The 16,326-nt window shown below is 41.5% G+C and carries 20 protein-coding genes; 3 read left to right on the forward strand and 17 right to left on the reverse strand.

Annotation, left to right across the window (positions count from 1 at the left end; all coding sequences use genetic code 11):
* Positions 1 to 85 precede the first annotated feature (85 nt).
* The gene (locus ACTNA4_RS05905; RefSeq protein WP_441029085.1) at positions 86 to 1,213 is read left to right on the forward strand and encodes a tyrosine-type recombinase/integrase; all 1,128 of its coding nucleotides are present in this window, start codon (positions 86 to 88) and stop codon (positions 1,211 to 1,213) included.
* A 196-nt stretch (positions 1,214 to 1,409) separates the two neighbouring features.
* Positions 1,410 to 1,613: a helix-turn-helix domain-containing protein gene (locus ACTNA4_RS05910; protein WP_441029087.1), complete on the forward strand. Its 204-nt coding sequence runs from the start codon at positions 1,410 to 1,412 to the stop codon at positions 1,611 to 1,613.
* A 179-nt stretch (positions 1,614 to 1,792) separates the two neighbouring features.
* Here ACTNA4_RS05910 and ACTNA4_RS05915 read toward each other — a convergent pair whose 3' ends face one another.
* Positions 1,793 to 2,128, reverse strand: coding sequence for a helix-turn-helix domain-containing protein (locus tag ACTNA4_RS05915; protein ID WP_441029089.1), 336 nt, complete (start codon positions 2,126 to 2,128; stop codon positions 1,793 to 1,795).
* A gap of 211 nt (positions 2,129 to 2,339) precedes the next feature.
* Here ACTNA4_RS05915 and ACTNA4_RS05920 point away from each other — a divergent pair, with 211 nt between their 5' ends.
* Complete coding sequence (locus tag ACTNA4_RS05920) at positions 2,340 to 2,771, forward strand: hypothetical protein (RefSeq protein WP_441029091.1); 432 nt, start codon at positions 2,340 to 2,342, stop codon at positions 2,769 to 2,771.
* A gap of 65 nt (positions 2,772 to 2,836) precedes the next feature.
* Here ACTNA4_RS05920 and ACTNA4_RS05925 read toward each other — a convergent pair whose 3' ends face one another.
* The 16 genes from ACTNA4_RS05925 to ACTNA4_RS06000 form a co-directional block, all read right to left on the reverse strand.
* A complete protein-coding gene (locus tag ACTNA4_RS05925) occupies positions 2,837 to 4,591 on the reverse strand; it encodes a lysozyme family protein (protein ID WP_441029093.1) in 1,755 nt (584 codons plus the stop codon).
* A 14-nt stretch (positions 4,592 to 4,605) separates the two neighbouring features.
* Complete coding sequence (locus ACTNA4_RS05930) at positions 4,606 to 5,100, reverse strand: hypothetical protein (protein ID WP_173692773.1); 495 nt, start codon at positions 5,098 to 5,100, stop codon at positions 4,606 to 4,608.
* A gap of 17 nt (positions 5,101 to 5,117) precedes the next feature.
* Positions 5,118 to 5,885, reverse strand: a complete 768-nt coding sequence (gene srtB, locus ACTNA4_RS05935) for a class B sortase (RefSeq protein WP_441029200.1) — start codon at positions 5,883 to 5,885, stop codon at positions 5,118 to 5,120.
* A gap of 2 nt (positions 5,886 to 5,887) precedes the next feature.
* A complete protein-coding gene (locus ACTNA4_RS05940) occupies positions 5,888 to 6,289 on the reverse strand; it encodes a DUF6075 family protein (RefSeq protein WP_195548644.1) in 402 nt (133 codons plus the stop codon).
* Between the two features lie 13 nt (positions 6,290 to 6,302).
* Entirely contained in the window at positions 6,303 to 8,633 is a 2,331-nt protein-coding gene (locus tag ACTNA4_RS05945) for a VirB4-like conjugal transfer ATPase, CD1110 family (protein WP_441029096.1), read from the reverse strand.
* Complete coding sequence (locus ACTNA4_RS05950; RefSeq protein ID WP_441029098.1) at positions 8,626 to 8,991, reverse strand: PrgI family protein; 366 nt, start codon at positions 8,989 to 8,991, stop codon at positions 8,626 to 8,628. The genes ACTNA4_RS05945 and ACTNA4_RS05950 overlap by 8 nt, the downstream gene beginning before the upstream one ends.
* Positions 8,975 to 9,262, reverse strand: coding sequence for a hypothetical protein (locus ACTNA4_RS05955; protein WP_441029100.1), 288 nt, complete (start codon positions 9,260 to 9,262; stop codon positions 8,975 to 8,977). Before ACTNA4_RS05955 ends, ACTNA4_RS05950 begins: the two co-directional genes overlap by 17 nt.
* A 178-nt stretch (positions 9,263 to 9,440) precedes the next feature.
* Positions 9,441 to 10,277 carry a hypothetical protein gene (locus ACTNA4_RS05960; protein ID WP_441029102.1) on the reverse strand — a complete coding sequence of 279 codons (837 nt, stop codon included), beginning with the start codon at positions 10,275 to 10,277 and terminating at the stop codon, positions 9,441 to 9,443.
* 67 nt (positions 10,278 to 10,344) lie between these two features.
* Positions 10,345 to 10,710, reverse strand: a complete 366-nt coding sequence (locus ACTNA4_RS05965; protein ID WP_441029104.1) for a glutamyl-tRNA amidotransferase — start codon at positions 10,708 to 10,710, stop codon at positions 10,345 to 10,347.
* Positions 10,711 to 10,729: 19 nt separating this feature from the next.
* On the reverse strand, positions 10,730 to 12,523 hold the full coding sequence (locus tag ACTNA4_RS05970; protein ID WP_441029106.1) for a VirD4-like conjugal transfer protein, CD1115 family: 1,794 nt from the start codon (positions 12,521 to 12,523) through the stop codon (positions 10,730 to 10,732).
* Positions 12,510 to 12,713 carry a hypothetical protein gene (locus ACTNA4_RS05975; protein WP_195548649.1) on the reverse strand — a complete coding sequence of 68 codons (204 nt, stop codon included), beginning with the start codon at positions 12,711 to 12,713 and terminating at the stop codon, positions 12,510 to 12,512. Before ACTNA4_RS05975 ends, ACTNA4_RS05970 begins: the two co-directional genes overlap by 14 nt.
* Positions 12,714 to 12,725: 12 nt before the next feature.
* Complete coding sequence (locus tag ACTNA4_RS05980; RefSeq protein ID WP_441029108.1) at positions 12,726 to 13,610, reverse strand: LtrC-like protein; 885 nt, start codon at positions 13,608 to 13,610, stop codon at positions 12,726 to 12,728.
* 5 nt (positions 13,611 to 13,615) lie between these two features.
* Positions 13,616 to 14,410, reverse strand: coding sequence for a PcfB family protein (locus ACTNA4_RS05985; RefSeq protein ID WP_441029110.1), 795 nt, complete (start codon positions 14,408 to 14,410; stop codon positions 13,616 to 13,618).
* Complete coding sequence (locus ACTNA4_RS05990; RefSeq protein WP_441029112.1) at positions 14,394 to 15,764, reverse strand: relaxase/mobilization nuclease domain-containing protein; 1,371 nt, start codon at positions 15,762 to 15,764, stop codon at positions 14,394 to 14,396. Before ACTNA4_RS05990 ends, ACTNA4_RS05985 begins: the two co-directional genes overlap by 17 nt.
* Positions 15,755 to 16,096, reverse strand: coding sequence for a plasmid mobilization protein (locus ACTNA4_RS05995; protein ID WP_195548653.1), 342 nt, complete (start codon positions 16,094 to 16,096; stop codon positions 15,755 to 15,757). Before ACTNA4_RS05995 ends, ACTNA4_RS05990 begins: the two co-directional genes overlap by 10 nt.
* Positions 16,089 to 16,223 carry a DUF3789 domain-containing protein gene (locus tag ACTNA4_RS06000; RefSeq protein WP_441029114.1) on the reverse strand — a complete coding sequence of 45 codons (135 nt, stop codon included), beginning with the start codon at positions 16,221 to 16,223 and terminating at the stop codon, positions 16,089 to 16,091. Before ACTNA4_RS06000 ends, ACTNA4_RS05995 begins: the two co-directional genes overlap by 8 nt.
* Positions 16,224 to 16,326 lie beyond the last annotated feature (103 nt).

A 16,326-nucleotide genomic window follows, 5' to 3' on the forward strand; every position in this document is an offset into this window, starting at 1 on the left:
AATGAGCAATATTTTCAAGTAAATCTATCAGTAATTTACTATAATCCGTCAAAATAATAGTCAAAATGAAAGGAGACAATGCTTTATGCCAAAAAAAGGCGAAAATATTTATAAAAGAAAAGACGGCAGATGGGAAGGGCGCTATATTAAGTCTCGTACTTATACTGGAAAAATAATATATGGATATGTATACGCAAAAACTTATCGAGAAGCCAAAATCAAATTGAAAGAAAAAAGTTTACCATGTTCATCTCAAGTTATAAAAAAAGATGTAAATTTATTTTCCGAACTTGCCGCAGAATGGTTTGAAAGTATTAAATTACATACAAAGTTATCTACACAGAATAAGTATTACAACCTGCTTAAGAACTATATTCTTCCGGAATATGGCAGTAAAACCTTTGATAGAATAACACATGAATTCATAGAGGAGCACTGCAAATTTTTGTTGGAATCTGGAGGGAAAAATGGGACGGGCTTATCGACTAAAACAGTAAGCGATACTTTATCCATAATTCGAAATATTACAAAATTTGCAAACAAAAAGGGAATTTGCATTTCTTACGATGCCAATGCTGTTCAGATAAAACAAAATGCTAAATCTATGAGAGTTTTAAATAAAACAGAGCAAACCCAATTATGCGAATATATATTAGAAAATCCTGAACCATGCAATATAGGAATTCTAGTATGTTTGTTTACAGGATTACGTGTCGGAGAAATCTGTGCTTTACGTTGGGAGGACATTTCGTTTTCAGATCAATCAATATATATCCATCATACATTACAAAGAATTCAAACACCCCAGGAGCAGGAAGCCAAGACAAAAGTTGTTGTGACTACACCCAAAAGTACTTGTTCTATCAGGAAAATTCCATTGCCTGATGAAATATCAAAAATCCTTGTTTTAAATCAAAAATCGTCATCAGGATATTTATTGACTAATGATGAATATAAATTTATAGAGCCGAGAACAATGCAAAACAAATTCAAAAAAATATTAAATGGCGCAGGTATAGAAAATGCCAATTTTCATGCTTTACGACATACTTTTGCCACTAGATGTGTTGAATTGGGATTTGATGTAAAAAGTCTTAGCGAAATTCTCGGACATGCTACTGTTAATATTACAATGAATCGTTATGTCCATCCTACTTATGAGCTGAAAAAGAAAAATATGCAAAAACTTTCCGGATTATTAGCCGTCAAATAAATCGTCAAGATACCGTCCAATAGTGATTTTATCTATTGGATGGTATTTTTTTCGTGGAGTGAGATACTCTACGAAAACCTTGTCCCAAACGGGACATTATTTTTGGTTTTTGCATAGGCAATATTGCCTATCACACTCATACTTCATTATAGGCAATAATGGATATATGTCAATATCAAAAGGAGGCATATATTCATTGATTTCCTATGAGCCGCTTTGGAATACAATGCAAAAAACTGGTGCATCAACGTATACGCTACAAGTTAAAGGTGGTATTAGCAGTTCGACGATTCGAAGATTGAAAGCTGGCGAGTCTGTGTCAACAAATACTCTCGATGCGCTCTGTAAGATACTTCACTGTTCAGTTCAAGATATTATTGAGTTTTTACCCGAAGAATAGATTTCAGATCATAATTAGATTTCGGCAATTCTTTCTTTGAAATAAATGTATTATAAAACAATTGGACACAACAAAAGGAAGCCACAAGTGCTCCCTTTTGCTCTGTCCATCTCAAATACTTGATATATCGAATATTATTTTTCTATTCCGTCTTTAGCCGAATGAACTTCCTCACTTCTTTATGGAATTATCTGTTTCGACTGCTTCACAAGCGTATCTATAACTTCATAAATTCTGTTCCGATCTTCCGGTGCAAGTTTCTCAAGCTTTTCATTCAACATGGAGTTCTTAACAGTATATCCTGTGTCCAAAACATCTGCAAGAACCATATCGCCTGACACACCCAAAGCATTTAAAATCTTTATGAAAGTTTCAAGTGACGGAATTTTCTCTCCACGCTCAACCATACCAATATAATTTGCTGTCAAACCTGTTCTCTCAGCTAAATCTTCCTGTCGTAATTTCTTTGCAAGGCGGAATTTTCTTATATTCTTGCCGATTGTATCGAGCTTCATCGCACCACCTCCTCTAGTATGTCTCAATAACTATCAGTATAGATTATGCTAACTTGAACATACACGCACCACTTGGAAGTTAAACCAACTATTAGTGATGATTTTCGTTTCTTTTTATGTTATACTGATTTTGTAAAAAGATACGATTGATTTTAAAGAAACTGTAATTTCACAAAACAATCTCCACTTTATGAGCTACGAGGTAAGAGGTATGGAAAAGAAGCTACTATTTAGTAACCGCTATGAAAAAGACATGGTCTTATTTGATGATTTACCGGATGATATACCAGAGTTAAGTGACATCGACGACTTTTATGAATATATGACTGAAAAACGTCGATGTGTTCCAAACAAGGAAAGGATTGCAAATAAAGAACAGTTCATTAAAACGGTATCGGAATTATCTGAAAACTACAAAATCAATGCAGATTTATCCGAGTTTGATGCAGGATATATCGCAGATATCTATCTCGATTACGCTAACTACTGCGGATACATCAAGAAGCTGTTGGCAATCCTATTCATCCTTGCAGATGATATTTCCTTTTTTGATGGTCATAAAGCTGATTCTGATATGTTATTTAGCTTTACCTACCACACGCACAATGTTTATCTGAACAATAGAGAAATCACAGATTTTTAAATGTACCTGATGGCTACTCAATTGAGCAGCCATCTTTTTGATTTTCCAGACATCGTCTGGAATTTTTAATATGCCGGAATACCGTATCCATAGATACTGCTGCTTCCTACTGCATAAGTTCTTTGCTTGCAGGCATCACCTGAGTTACCTTCCACCGTATAAACCGTTCCGTTTTCACACTTCTCAACGATTCCAACATGATCAGTAATACCATCGCCACCCCAGTCAAAGAAAATAATGTCTCCAGCTTTAGGCTCATAATTCCTATCATGCCACTGATTATGGGACTTGAACCAGTTTGCACCATTCACACAGCCTGCAAATTTGGGAATAAGCCCACTTTCGATATAACCGCACTGGTCCGCACACCACGACACAAAGCAGGCACACCATTCTTCCCTGCTCTGGAATCCATACCAACTCCAATAAGGCTGTCCACCCTCATTTCCGAGCTGTGTCAGTGCCACTTCTACAATCGCCTGATTGCTTCCACTTGTAAAAGCTCGCCCATACGGATAATACCTGAGAACATGAGCTGGGTACTGCGTATCGCCATAACTACTCCACCCCAGTCTTTGTGCCTGCTGGGTAGAAAACTCGACTGCATTGGCATAAGAATAACCGCCATACTTTGACCTTGCCCATGAGATATATCCGTTACCAAAGTTATATCCCTGCAAAGCAAGTTTAATGTTCTCCATATCAATCGGACTTTTTACTTCCGCAGAAGTAAGAGCCGCTTTGAGTTCCTGCACACCACATTCAATCGAATACTCTGGATCTTTGATACCATTTGGTTCATGCGGATACTTTTTGTTAAAGCTGCCTTCTGCCGCCTGCATCGGGTCCAGTCCACGACCGCCACTTTCCTGCATCATAACAGCCTTAATGAGTTCCACATATTCCGGAATACCGTACTGTTTGGCATACTTTTGAATAACCGGCTCATAGGCTTGAACTTCTGCACTGACAGCAGTATAAGTATTGCTGTCACTGCCACCTCCAAACATGGCAACCGCACTGCCGAGTAAAACCACCACCAGGACAATCACAACTGCAATCCAACCGCCTGCAGCAATCGCAGATACAAGTGCTTTTGTTCCTGCAATAATCGCCTTAACCGTTGAAACAACTGCTTTGACTGCTGTTTTTGTTGCCTGGGCAGTCTGTTTTGCTGCTTCCTTTGCAGCTTTTGCCGCTTTCTTTGAAGCCTTTGCTGTGGTCTGTGCTGTTTTCTGGGCAGTCTTTGCCGCCTGTCTGCTAGTCTTAATGCTTGTCTTGGCAGTATGCTCCGCAGTCTTAACTGCCCGCTGCGTTGTCTTTGCAGTTTCTTTCCCGGCAATTTTAATATTTTTCTTACCTGCGGAAGTAACAGACTGCTTGACCATCTTTTCAGGCTTTTCCAGTGTACGGATTGCGGAAGATGTCTGTGTTTGTGTTGTCGGAACAGAAGTCGTCCCATTTCTGACAGCAGAAGCCCGATGCTGTGTCTTTTGCACATTCATGGCTCGTTCTGCTCTTTGCTGTTTGAAATGCTGCACACTCTCTTTTGCTGTCTGAAGATTTTCCTTTGTATCCCTGACGCCCTTTCTTCCAGCCCTATCCAAAACATAAACCGCCTTATGTGAGATGTCATCCATTCCGGCTTCCACTTGATCCGCAGCATATTCTTCTGCGGTATTTTCATTTGCATTGACCGTTCGCTCCGCTTTATCTTTTGTGGCGATATATGCCTGTTTCATCTTCTGACCGGCAACGGCTGCTTTATCCAATGTTTTAATTGTGCCTTTGACCGTATCTCTTGTTTTTATATCAGCCACACCGAACCTCCTTTCTAAGTCGGCTGTACCACTCGCTTAAATTTCGTGGAACTTCCTGCGATATAGTCGTTGATCAGCCGACTTTCTGCTTTTGTTTCCGGGTAGGCTGTGATCGAGATTGTCTTGGCGTCCCAGTCAAGCGTATAACTGTCTGCCGCTACATTTGTGATATGATGCTTTGCCAGAAAATCTCTGAAATGCTTCATTTCTTCAAGGTCATCCGACATAATCACATTCACATAGATGCGGTCTTTTGACAGTTTCTCATTGATGAAGCAGGCAAGGGAACATCCAACACCACCTGCAAATGCAACTACAAGAATTGCAATCTCACTGTCCGCAGATACCACCCGTTTTGTGATCCAAAAATAAATAAAGTCGGATATGATAACCGCAATCCCTGCAAGTATCCACCGACTTCTCTGTACCAATATTGTTTTTGTTGTGCTTAGTGCATTGTCTGTTACTTTCGCAACAAACAATGCTGCTAGGGTTATCAAGTTACCCATACAATGTCAATCCCTCCTTACTCAGCAATCTTTTTGGCAACAACGACCATTCTTCCATTCTTATGAGAATACTCACAGGTAGAAAGTGTGATGAGCTTATCGCCATACGTTGCACTCACACCCGTATCATAGAATGCCAACTCTTTGCATTTGCCGATATACGCATTGAACTCATCCTCATTTCCTGCGTTGACAAAATGATAATATTTAAAACTCTCCGGTCCATCGGTATAAGCAACCGTCTTAAAAGCTGCCACGACTTCATATTCTGATTTTTCTGTCAGTGTATCAAACTGCACTGTTTTATGATTCTCCCAAAAGGACTTGCTCTGATACTTCATCAGTCCGGCAAACATAGACTGATCGTTCATATGGTGCCCATAGATAATGAGATTGTCCGATGGAGCATCTACATCACAGTTTTCCTGCACATACGGGCAGCCATAGACCGTATACGCCTTATCAAATCCATGTCGCAGGTAAAAGTTCGGTTCTTCTTTGGACTGCATGACCGGATAATTGATCTTGGTATCTTCTACCTTAATCCAGCCAACCATATCATTGTTTTGCAGAAAAAGCTCCTGATAGTCCGGCAAAAATGACTGATCTTCGGAATACGACATTGTTTCCTGTGTTTCATCTGTATCCTCGACAGTTTCAATCAATTCATCATAGATTTCTGCCTGCTTTTTGGAGTCTATATGATTGCGGATCAGGAAAAAGGTGCTTACAGAAAAAATAGCTGCAAGCACCGCAATGATTATCACATATCGCTTTCTTTTCATCATTATCGTTCCATATCCTTTCTTTTAGGTGGTGTCAGATCTCTGCAATATTCCGGATACCGCAGTTTGATTCCCTCCATAAAGTACGGGGCATATCCACAGCAGAACAGTTCTTCTGGTGTGCAGAACCTCTCCCTGCCTTCTTCTGCAAATCCATTCCAGAGATTAAACGCAAGGTTGCAGACTTTCACAGTTCCACTGGTCTGCCATCCTCCATGCATTCCCTCCGGAATGATGCAGTCATTCTTAAAATCAAACATCTGCCCGATGTTCATTCTCGTTTCTTCCGAAATTCCCATCACATAAAAGAACGCCTGATGATAACAGTCGTTTCTCCTGCATTTATTCAGATTTTCCATCACAAAATCTTTGTGTGCCTTATCACGAAAATAAATCTTAGCCATCTCGTTATCCTCCTTACACTTCGCCCGGTTTGGTCGTCATCAGTTTATAGAGTTTCGTATTCTTCGGGAACTTATTTGCAAATGGCACAAGCGAACTCCCCACCTTGATCAGTCCATGTCCCGCATCTACATTTGTGATATAGGAAAGCTGAAGGTCGGAAATATTCAAAAGTTTTGCAAGCTCAAGCCTGTCTGTGGAAGCCTGATTCAGCATAATGATAAACTCTGAGTTTGCAAGCATTGTTCTCGCTGTGTGGCTCTGCAAAAGGTCATCGACGTTCTGAGTGATTCCGCTTGCGTATGCACAGTATTTTCTCACACGCTTCCACAAGGTAAAGAGGAAGTTTGCAGAGTATTCGTGCTGGAACAGAAGATAAATTTCATCAATGAAGATAAAGGTGTTCTTACCCTTTGCACGATTCTGTGTGATACGGTTCAGGATAGAGTCCAGCACAACCAACATACCAATCGGCATAAGCTGCTTGCCGAGGTCCAAAATGTCATAGCAGATCAGACGGTTGTGTGTGTCCACATTCGTCTGCTTTGCAAAGGTATTTAAGGAACCATGCGTAAAAAGCTCAATCGCCAGTGCGATCTCCTTTGCTTCCGGTTCATCCTGTTTCAGAAGTTCATCACGAAAATCCTGTAGAGTAGGGATTGGACCGGTATAATCATTCTGCTGATATGTGCGGTACACACTTGCAGTACAACGGTCGATGATAGACTTCTGCTTTGCTCCGAGGTTCGTGCCACCGATAAGCTGTTCGCAAAGGGACATGATAAACTCAGATTTTAAGATAACCGGATTTGCTCCATCGCCATAATCCTTGTTCATATCCATAGCATTGATATGGTTCGGAGACGTTGCAGAAATATTGATAATCTCTCCTCCGAGGGCATTCACAAGATGGGAATACTCTCGCTCCGGATCAATGATAATCACATCTGCGTCGGAAGAAAGAATGATGTTCTCAATCTCTCCCTTTGCTGCAAACGACTTACCACCACCGGATACACCGAGGATAAAGGAATTACCATTCAAAAGCTGCTTACGGTCAGCAATAATCATATTTTTGCTGATGACATTCTGCCCATAATAAATACCGTTCTCATCGTAAATATCCTGAACTCTAAAAGGCATGAATACTGCAAGGCTCTCTGTAGTAAGTGTTCTGAAAGAGTCAATCTTTCTTGTGCCATAAGGCATAACTGTATTCAGACCATCCATCTGCTGATACTTCAGCACCGCAAACTGACACAGATGTTTTCTTGCTGTCGTAAGCAGTGCTTCTGTATCGTTATCAAGCTGCTCTTTCGTATCTGCTGTATGCACCATCGTAAGCACTGCGAACATCATTCTCTGGTCACGAGTTGTCAGGTCGTCAAGGAACTCCTTCATTTCTTTTTTCTGCTGTTCCATATCATAAGGAACGGTCGCAGAAAAGTTATTGTTCTGATTCTGCTTTCTCTGCCAGTTTGTGATATTTGTTTCCACACCGAGCAGTCGGTTCTCTGCTTCTCTTACCGCTTCATCTGTTGGCACAGGCACAATGTCAATGGACATCATCAGATTCCGGTTCATATCCGTAAGCTCTGCAACCATTGAGTCCTTGATATAAGACGCATACTCACGCAGGAAAATGACTCTGCCAAAGCGGTTTCCGATTTTGAAGTAATCACTTTCAAACTCCATAGAGTCCGGGCAGATATAATCTTTGAAGTCGTGTCCTTTCTTTCTGGTTTCTTTGATGTCAAAATGATAAGCACTTTCTTCGCCCACTCGGAAGAAATCATGAATAATCCGAAGTCTCTCATCCGTTTCCATTTCCACACATTTACTGCCTAAGCGGTTGAAATGAGCGATCAGATCAGCACCCACACGTGCAAAATAGGTGCGTGCATCGTCCACATTCTTTTTATTGATAGAGATTGTCACATACTTATCCTGCACTGTTGAATTTGTCCCGGTTGCCTTTTCAAGAAGCATCTTGTTATATTCCTCACGGTATTCATCAAGGCTGTCTCCGGTTTCTGGAATAAGAATGGTTTTCTCAAAATCCAAACGATTCAGTCTGCGGTTATTGATCGTGATTTTTGTAGTCGCTCCACTATCCAGAGAATTGAGCAGTTCAGAGTATTCAAGAAACATTCCCTCTTTATCCTCCCTGCTTGCCACCGCATAGTTAATATCTGTGAATTTAAAGCTCTTGGAATATTTGTCTTTGCCAACTTTAAAGATACCGTCATCATAGATAACCATGACTGGAATACAGTCCTGCACACCTTTTGGCACAACAAACTTTTCTTTATCCTGTTTGAAAATATTATTGAGTGTCTTAATCATTATTTTTCAAAACCTCCTTCATTTTCTGCTCGATGCTTGGTTTCAGTAATTCGTAATAGGTGTTGGTAGAGTGAAATACCAGCTTCTTCGGCATGAGAAATTCAGACTTAAACCATGCCCAGACAAATTTCTCTGCTGTCATCCCGTTGTATTTCACAAATCCAATCGCAGCAAATGGTGCGGCACCTAAGATACAAACCCATGAAACGGTTTCCGTCCCTAAATAAGGTTTCAGCAGGAAATACAGTCCCACTGCAATCCCACATGCAAGGACAGAAAAAATGAACTGTCGAAGCGACAGTCCAAAGAACATTGACTCTGTGTAATTTCGTATTTCACGGTTAATCTTTACTTCCACAATCTCTCACTCTCCTTAACAAGCAAATATTTGTTTCAAATCTATCAGGTTCTGCATTGACTCTTACCTCTCCTGTTGAGATATATACAATCTTCTTTTTGGGAATATAACAAGAGCCTAAGAGCAAATCTGTAATAAAGAAAATATCTTCATCGTTTGCTCTTTGAAAAAGGTTGACAATGGTATTCTTGCCTTTGAGTTTATAGTCCTCAGCAGCCTGCACAATCTCGCCATTGGCAAGGTGTAAATGATAAATCTGTATGCTTTTCAATTTCTTTTCCTTTCTCTGCCATACAACCGGTTTTCCAAAGTGCAAGTATCCATTAAGCAGATATGCTCTCCCTTTCTTCTGCCACCGTTGTACACGCAGTTTTTGCAATTACGGTCAGCCGAGAAATACTTCTGCCGACCTGTTCTGTTTCTGTTCTTCATTTTCTTAAACCTCCGAATTATAAGCCCATCATTTCTCTGATAATACGATCACTCATCTCCACTGAACCCACAAGGACAAGCATGTTAAAGACAAGCTCGCCGATATAGGACCACACCTGTGTGACTGCCGCCGCATCCGGATTGACCACTGGGGGACTGGATGCAAATAATGAAAAGATAATGCAGGCAAGCACAATGACTGCTCCTTCAAGTAGAACTGCACAATAGCTTTTAATAAAGCTCTTGCCTACATTCTGAGTCGGTTCTCCGGCAAATGTGGAAAGTGGTATCGGTGCTATGGCAGTATACATATACAACTTGAAAAATCTGCCATAGACTGTCATGATCATGATGAATGACAGCACCGTAATAAAAAGTCCACCGATCAGCGTAACTGCCCACAACGGAATGCTTTCAAAAAATCCGCAGTCTTCAATGGTCGTTACCATCTCAGCAGGCAGTGTTGTTTGATCGGGTGTTCCAAATCCTGATGATGTCAAGATGGTTGATATAACACCCTGAATGATATTAAATAAAGCAAGCATCAGTTCCAGTCCGTATGTGATAACACCTTTTGCAATAGCAAATCTTACAAATAGCTTCAAAGCATGTTCCGGTTTCTTTACATCGGTAAAACTGCCACAGGTACGGACAACACCGACCACGAAGAAAAGTACAAGTAGTGCAAGTCCGATTGCCTGCACTGCTCCATTGATCGTGACCATCACATTCCAGATACTTCCACCTTTGAAGTTCTGCGGAGTAGTGGTCAAAAGCTGCCATATCTCGCTTAATTTATCGTTCCAGGTTTCAAGAGCGTTTTCGAGGTTTTGAACTACCCAGTTATCGCTCATTCATTCGCACCTCCTTATAAAAGGCATACCCGCAAAAGCGGGTACGCTCACTGATAACTGTTGTTTCTTAGCCTGCGATCAGAGTCAGGATTTCTTTTGCAAAAGTGATAATGACACCACCGGCAAGGGTAAGAAATCCATTTGCCCTCTGGGACGGGTCATGTGATTTCAGGGAAAGTCCGACCTGGACAATACCAAAGCCGAGCAAGATCATACCGATTGCTCGAATGAGTCCAAAGATAAAATCAGACAGATTGTTGACTACTGTGATCGGGTCACTTGCCGCAAAAGCAGTTACCCCAGTGCCAAGTACAACCGTCATTGCCAGAACCGCTGCACAGTATGCCCGGTAACCTTTTCTAACCTTTCCGGTCATTGGAAGTTTAGATGTTTCTTTCATTGCTTTCTTATCTATGTTCTTAAAAAATCTCATTGTGTTTTCCTCCTGTAAATTAGAAATTTGTATCAACTTCAAAGTCCTCATCAGACAGAAGTTCGTAATTGGTTTCTCCGTAACTGCCTTCTGGTACATCTTCCGGATCAATCGCAAGAACGGAAATAGATGAGTGCGGTATCGTAACTTCTCCATGCATATATGGCTTTTCTCTACCATCTGTGGTGTATGCCACATTCGGATGCTTCAAGATATCGTATTTCAAATCCATAACAGGACGTTCCCCTCGGATAAATAAAATCGCATATCGGTTGTCCAACATCCGCACTTCATCTGGTGTGAGCAGTTCTCGCCCACTGATCTGATAATTGGTGGAATAGTTACCACTTCGACCGGAACTCTTGCCATAAGTGTTCGTGTCGATGGTTTCTTTGCCGAGTAGCTCCGACACATACTTATGTGTGGATTGCTCATTACCGCCGAGATATAAAAATTCATCGCAGTTGCCCACAATGCTTTCCCATTGCTTTTCAAAAAGTGCTTTGAGCTGTGCCAGATTCTGCAAAATGATACTAACCGACACCCCTCTGGAACGCATAACCGAAAGTATCTTGTCGAAGTCATCTGGCAGGGAAACGTTCGCAAATTCGTCCATCAGGAAATGCACCGGAATAGGCAGCGAACCGCCATGAATATGGTCAGCAGCATAGAATAACTGCTGAAACAACTGTGTATATAAAATCGAAACCAAAAAATTGAAACTGGAGTCGTTATCTGGAATAAGGGCAAACAGGGCAACTTTCTTTTCTCCCATAGATGGAAGGTCAAGCTCGTCTGCCGATGTCAATGAAGCAAGACTTTCAAGGTTGAATTTTTCCAACCTCGCAGCAAGCGTGATCTGAATAGATTTCAGTGTCTTTGCTGAACCGGAATGGTAGGAACGGTAATATTTCAATGCAATATGGTCTGGATTTGTCATTTCAAGCTCTGCAAACAGTTCGTCCAGGGGAGAAGGTCTGGTATCTTCTTCGTCCTCAATCGAACCGGCTCTGAGCATTTCCATGACCATCTCAAAATTCTGTTCTTCTTCCGGTGCTTCATAATGCAAATAAAACACCAACGCCAACAGAAGCATGGAAGCCGAAGTATCCCAAAACGGGTCCTGCGACTGACTTCCCTTTGGTGTGGTGCTTTTAAATAAATTGGTTACAAGTTTCTGCACATCGTTGTCATTCTGAAGATATACAAATGGGTTATAGCAGTGACTCTTTTCCATAGAGATCAAATCAAGAACCCTGACCTCAAATCCTTTTCTTTCAAGTAGCTTTCCAGTATCTCTTAAAATTTCTCCTTTCGGATCTAGGATAACAAAAGAGGTATTGCACTGCATGAGGTTCGGCTTACAGTAAAACCTTGTCTTACCTGCACCAGAACCACCGCATACCAGTGTGTTCAGATTTCGTCTGTGCTTTTTTGCATTCAAGCCAATGCAAACATTCTGTGTCATCAGCTTGTTATCTGAAAATGGAGATTGTCTGTATTTTTTATCTACGGTTTTTGCATTGCCCCATTTTGCTGAACCATGTTCTTCCCGCCTTCGGTAATTCTTCTGTGTGGAAAAATAAATCCCGATACCCATGCCATAGCACAACAGCAAAATGAGGACAGTTTTTACGCTGTCCTCACAAAGTACGATGTGAAATGGGTTGTTGAATACATTCATCAGTCTTGGGAATATCTCCGGCAATCCGCCTTTTACGGACGGAGCGATCAATAATCCCAACCATACAACCGGGATAATACCGATGATGGAAAGAATAATCTCCGACTGTCTTTCCTTATCTCTCTGCATCAGATCGATCCTTGGAAATTACTTTGAATTTCTTTTTTGGGGCAGTCCCGATCTTGATAATCAGGTCGTCCACAGCATCCGTTGATTTTCCCTGATTCATCAAATCCGTTTTCTCATCATTCAGAGAACGGATGACGATGCCATGTTCATAATCATCCAATGCAATGTGGTAAAGTTCTTCTTTCGTCATATCAGTACCTCTTTATCTTTCCTGCTCTTTCGAGCGAGCCTGTTTCTTACGGTAAAGTTCATCAGAAACACGGGAATGAATATCTGCCATTGCATTTCTCATCTTAGACAGCTCAAAGCGAATGTCCTTCGGTTCTTTTGCTGCAAGTTTTTCCGGAATACGGTTGATTGCAAAATTCTGTGTGTCAATACCATATTTCTTACAGAGCATATAACCGATACACACTGCCTGAAATCCCATATCAGAACGACTATAAGTATCACTGTTGATGGAAAGCTGTGCGTGCCCCAGTTCCTGCGCTACGCACTGAGCAACTGCAACGCTGTCTCCCACATCCCGTTTCACATACAAAGTCTGTTCCTCATTGTTATAAAAGGCTGCCATATTCGGATAGGGTAATTCATTGGTTGCTTCCACATTAACCGGCGATGAGTCAAGCAATGTTGTGATAAGCTGCTTTGGATCACGATCGACTGTTGGTGCTGGTGGTCGTTTGCCATTGGTCTGTGAAATATCAAATACTTTTTTCACATTATAGGAAATACCTGTTGTACCATCTCTCTTGACATATTCCACCGGTTCAAGAATAGAAATACTCTTTGTACCTTTTAAGATTTTGACATTATCTTTGCTCCAGTCATCAAAATCTTTAAGCTGAACTGCCTGCGGATATTGTTTATAGATGAGCAGTGCATTGACCGCAGAATATCTGTCAATCCGACTCTGCGTATCCAGAAACGACTTGAATTTTTCCGGGTCCGAAACAATCTCCCTTGCTGATTCATCAGCCATCTGATAGACCGCATCTTTTTCTGCTCTTTTTTTCTGTGCATACTCCTCTTTGGAAAGTCTTGGAGCCTGCCCACCTGCTTTTGCAGGTTTAAAATCATACGTCATGTTCCTTACCTCTCTTTCGATTTCTTCTGCTTTGATTTCGGCTGTTTGTGTACCGTCTGCTTTGGTGCAGATTTACGCTTTGTCTGAGCAACTTCCGGTTCTTTACGATCTGCTTCTTTTTCCTGTTTTGCCTGAGCTTTGTAATGGTCAAGTTTCTCTTTAACCGATGGTTTCTTCTGCTCATTTACAGCGACACCCTTATCAGTTCGCATATCTTCCGGCTCTGAGTTTTGCCTTAACGGAGGGTTTTTGTCCGTTTTGGCGACGGAGGGGTTTGCCTGTGCATTTTCCTCTTTCTGTAATGGCTTTCGCACAGCCTCCTCCGTGATAATCTCATTCTTAGATTTTGCTGGTTTCTCTTTTTCCAAAGCTTCCCGCTTCTCCACTGCTTTCTGGGATTCCGTTACGATTGCAGCCTTATCTACTTTACCGAGTTCAAATCTTTCGACGATACGCTGAATTTTGGAAGCATCCTCTGCTCTGGCAATAATATCAATCGGCACATTGTCTCCCTTTGTGTTCTTATCTCTGAGGACACAGTAAAGGACACCATACCTTTTTGCCTGTTCGGTAAACTTCTTCAAATCTTTATTTGGAATAGAAAAGACTTTCAATTCCTTACCCGATCTGATCATGTTGGTAAGACGGGCTTTTCCTTTTGTTTTCTGTTCCTGCTTCAGAACAGATACGAGCAGTATGGCAATATTTTTTGCAGCCGAACCACTCAACCTTGCAGCAACTTCAAAGCCCTCCAGTGATAACCGGACGACCTGCTCTGCTGCGTCACCTCCGTTTGTCATATCGGTTTTGCTCCTTTCTCTCTTGTTTTTCTTCTTCGGCTCTGATGGTTTCAAGATTCTGTTCCATGACTTTCGACCGCTCGGCAATATCATCACATAACCGAACCTCTTTCCTCAGTTCCCTGATCTTGCCACTGATAGACACAATCTGCCCTTTGACTTTCGATAGCTCATCGTCACTCATCTTTGTTCTGGATATTTTTCGCAGGTGCGTTCTATCGTCAATCAAAGTTTCAATCTGTCCATTCAGTGACGCTTTATATGAGAAAAGCTGCTCGTCCGTAAAAATATGTTCCCGACCGAGCAGCCTTGTCTCTGCTGTAATTTTATCGAGCTTCAATAAATCTTCTTTTAAAAGATAATGAAGTCTTTTTGTATTCTGTTTTTTATACTTTGGCAGATAACCGAGCTTGTAGCAGTAATGCAGATACAAGCCATACAGACCACCCACCTTTTTAATTTTCTGTTCTCTTGTCGGCAAGCGGTATTGCCGGATAACAACTGTCTGCTTTGCAAATGGCACGATACGCACTCTCTGATTTTCCATGAGCCTGCGTTTGATAGCTTCTTCGGTGTAATCTTCTCCGAGATTTTTCAGTCTGATCGGTTTCGTGTACCCTTTCGGTACGATTGTCCAATACTTCCGGCTTTCACTGAGTGAATGTTCATAACCCATCTGCGTCAAAGCATAATCAAAGCTTCTAAGGTTCGTACTATGTGCAATCGCTTCATCAATCGCTTCACGCACCATCGTATACCGGGTTGGCATTCCCGCCTGCTCCTGCTTATAGTAATAAGACGATTGCTTACTGCGGTTTGGTTTCGGATTATAATACAATCCATATTTTTCACAGATACGATCTGCCACTGTCCGGAATTTAAACCATGCTTTTTCTTCTCCCCACAGCCTTTTCCCATCCACAAAAGAAACGGAATTGACAACAAAGTGGCAGTGCAAATGTGTTGTATTCAAATGTGTCGTAACAACGACCTGAAAACGGTTGCCCCATATTTCATTGGCAAACTCCATCCCAATCTTTTGTGCAAGTTCCGGGGTAATATTCTGTTCTTTAAAACTCAGGTAGCCATGATAGGCTTGAATACCATCTGTTTTCTGATACTGCTCTTTGACTGTTATGAACTGATCACGAGCGGTCGCTACATTACAGTTGATAGTATCAACATAAAGTTCCCGTTCCGTTTTCTCCTCATCTTTGGCATAACTGAGGACATCTGCCAATGCCTGATACTGTTCTTCCGTATAAACATCAGCCGCAGTCTTTTCCGGATTGATGGCATAGTCAATGACCTGTTTCAGATTGCTTTTCACAGACCATAACTTGGTTACTGCCATTTCAGTTCGCTCTTATCCGGTCTGAGATAAATACGTTCCATATCCGCCTGGAATTTGTGCCAACGCTCTGCTTCCTTTTTAAGCTGTGGTGCGTCCACAAAGCCGAGTGAATTTGCTTTCACTGCAAGCTGATTGATGTTATTTCCGATTGCTGACAGTTCCTTCATTGCTTCATAGAAATCTGCATCTGGTTTTTCTCTCGGCTCATATCCTTTCAAAAGCAGACGGATAAGCCCGGCTTCAGAAAGACACGCCTTTTTTGCTTTCTTCTGTAAATCCTGTGCTTCGCTGCGGGATAACCAAAACTGTTTTTTAATTGTTCTCTTACTCATCTTCATGTTCTTCCTTTCTCTGAATGATATAATGTCTGTCCTTATTGACCTGAAGCAGGCACATCCATATGACTCCAACCAATCCTCCGACGATCAAGCCGCCGGCAATCAATGCTATCTCTCTCATAAATCATCGTTCCTTTCTCACTGGGGTATTAGGGGCAACCCCTAACGAGCCTTTACCGTTTATACGACTGTAGGAGTATAAATGGTCTGCTCGCTAAGATGAT

Origin of the sequence: Bariatricus sp. HCP28S3_A7, assembly GCF_052066375.1 — a bacterium.
GTDB lineage: Bacteria > Bacillota > Clostridia > Lachnospirales > Lachnospiraceae > Allocoprococcus.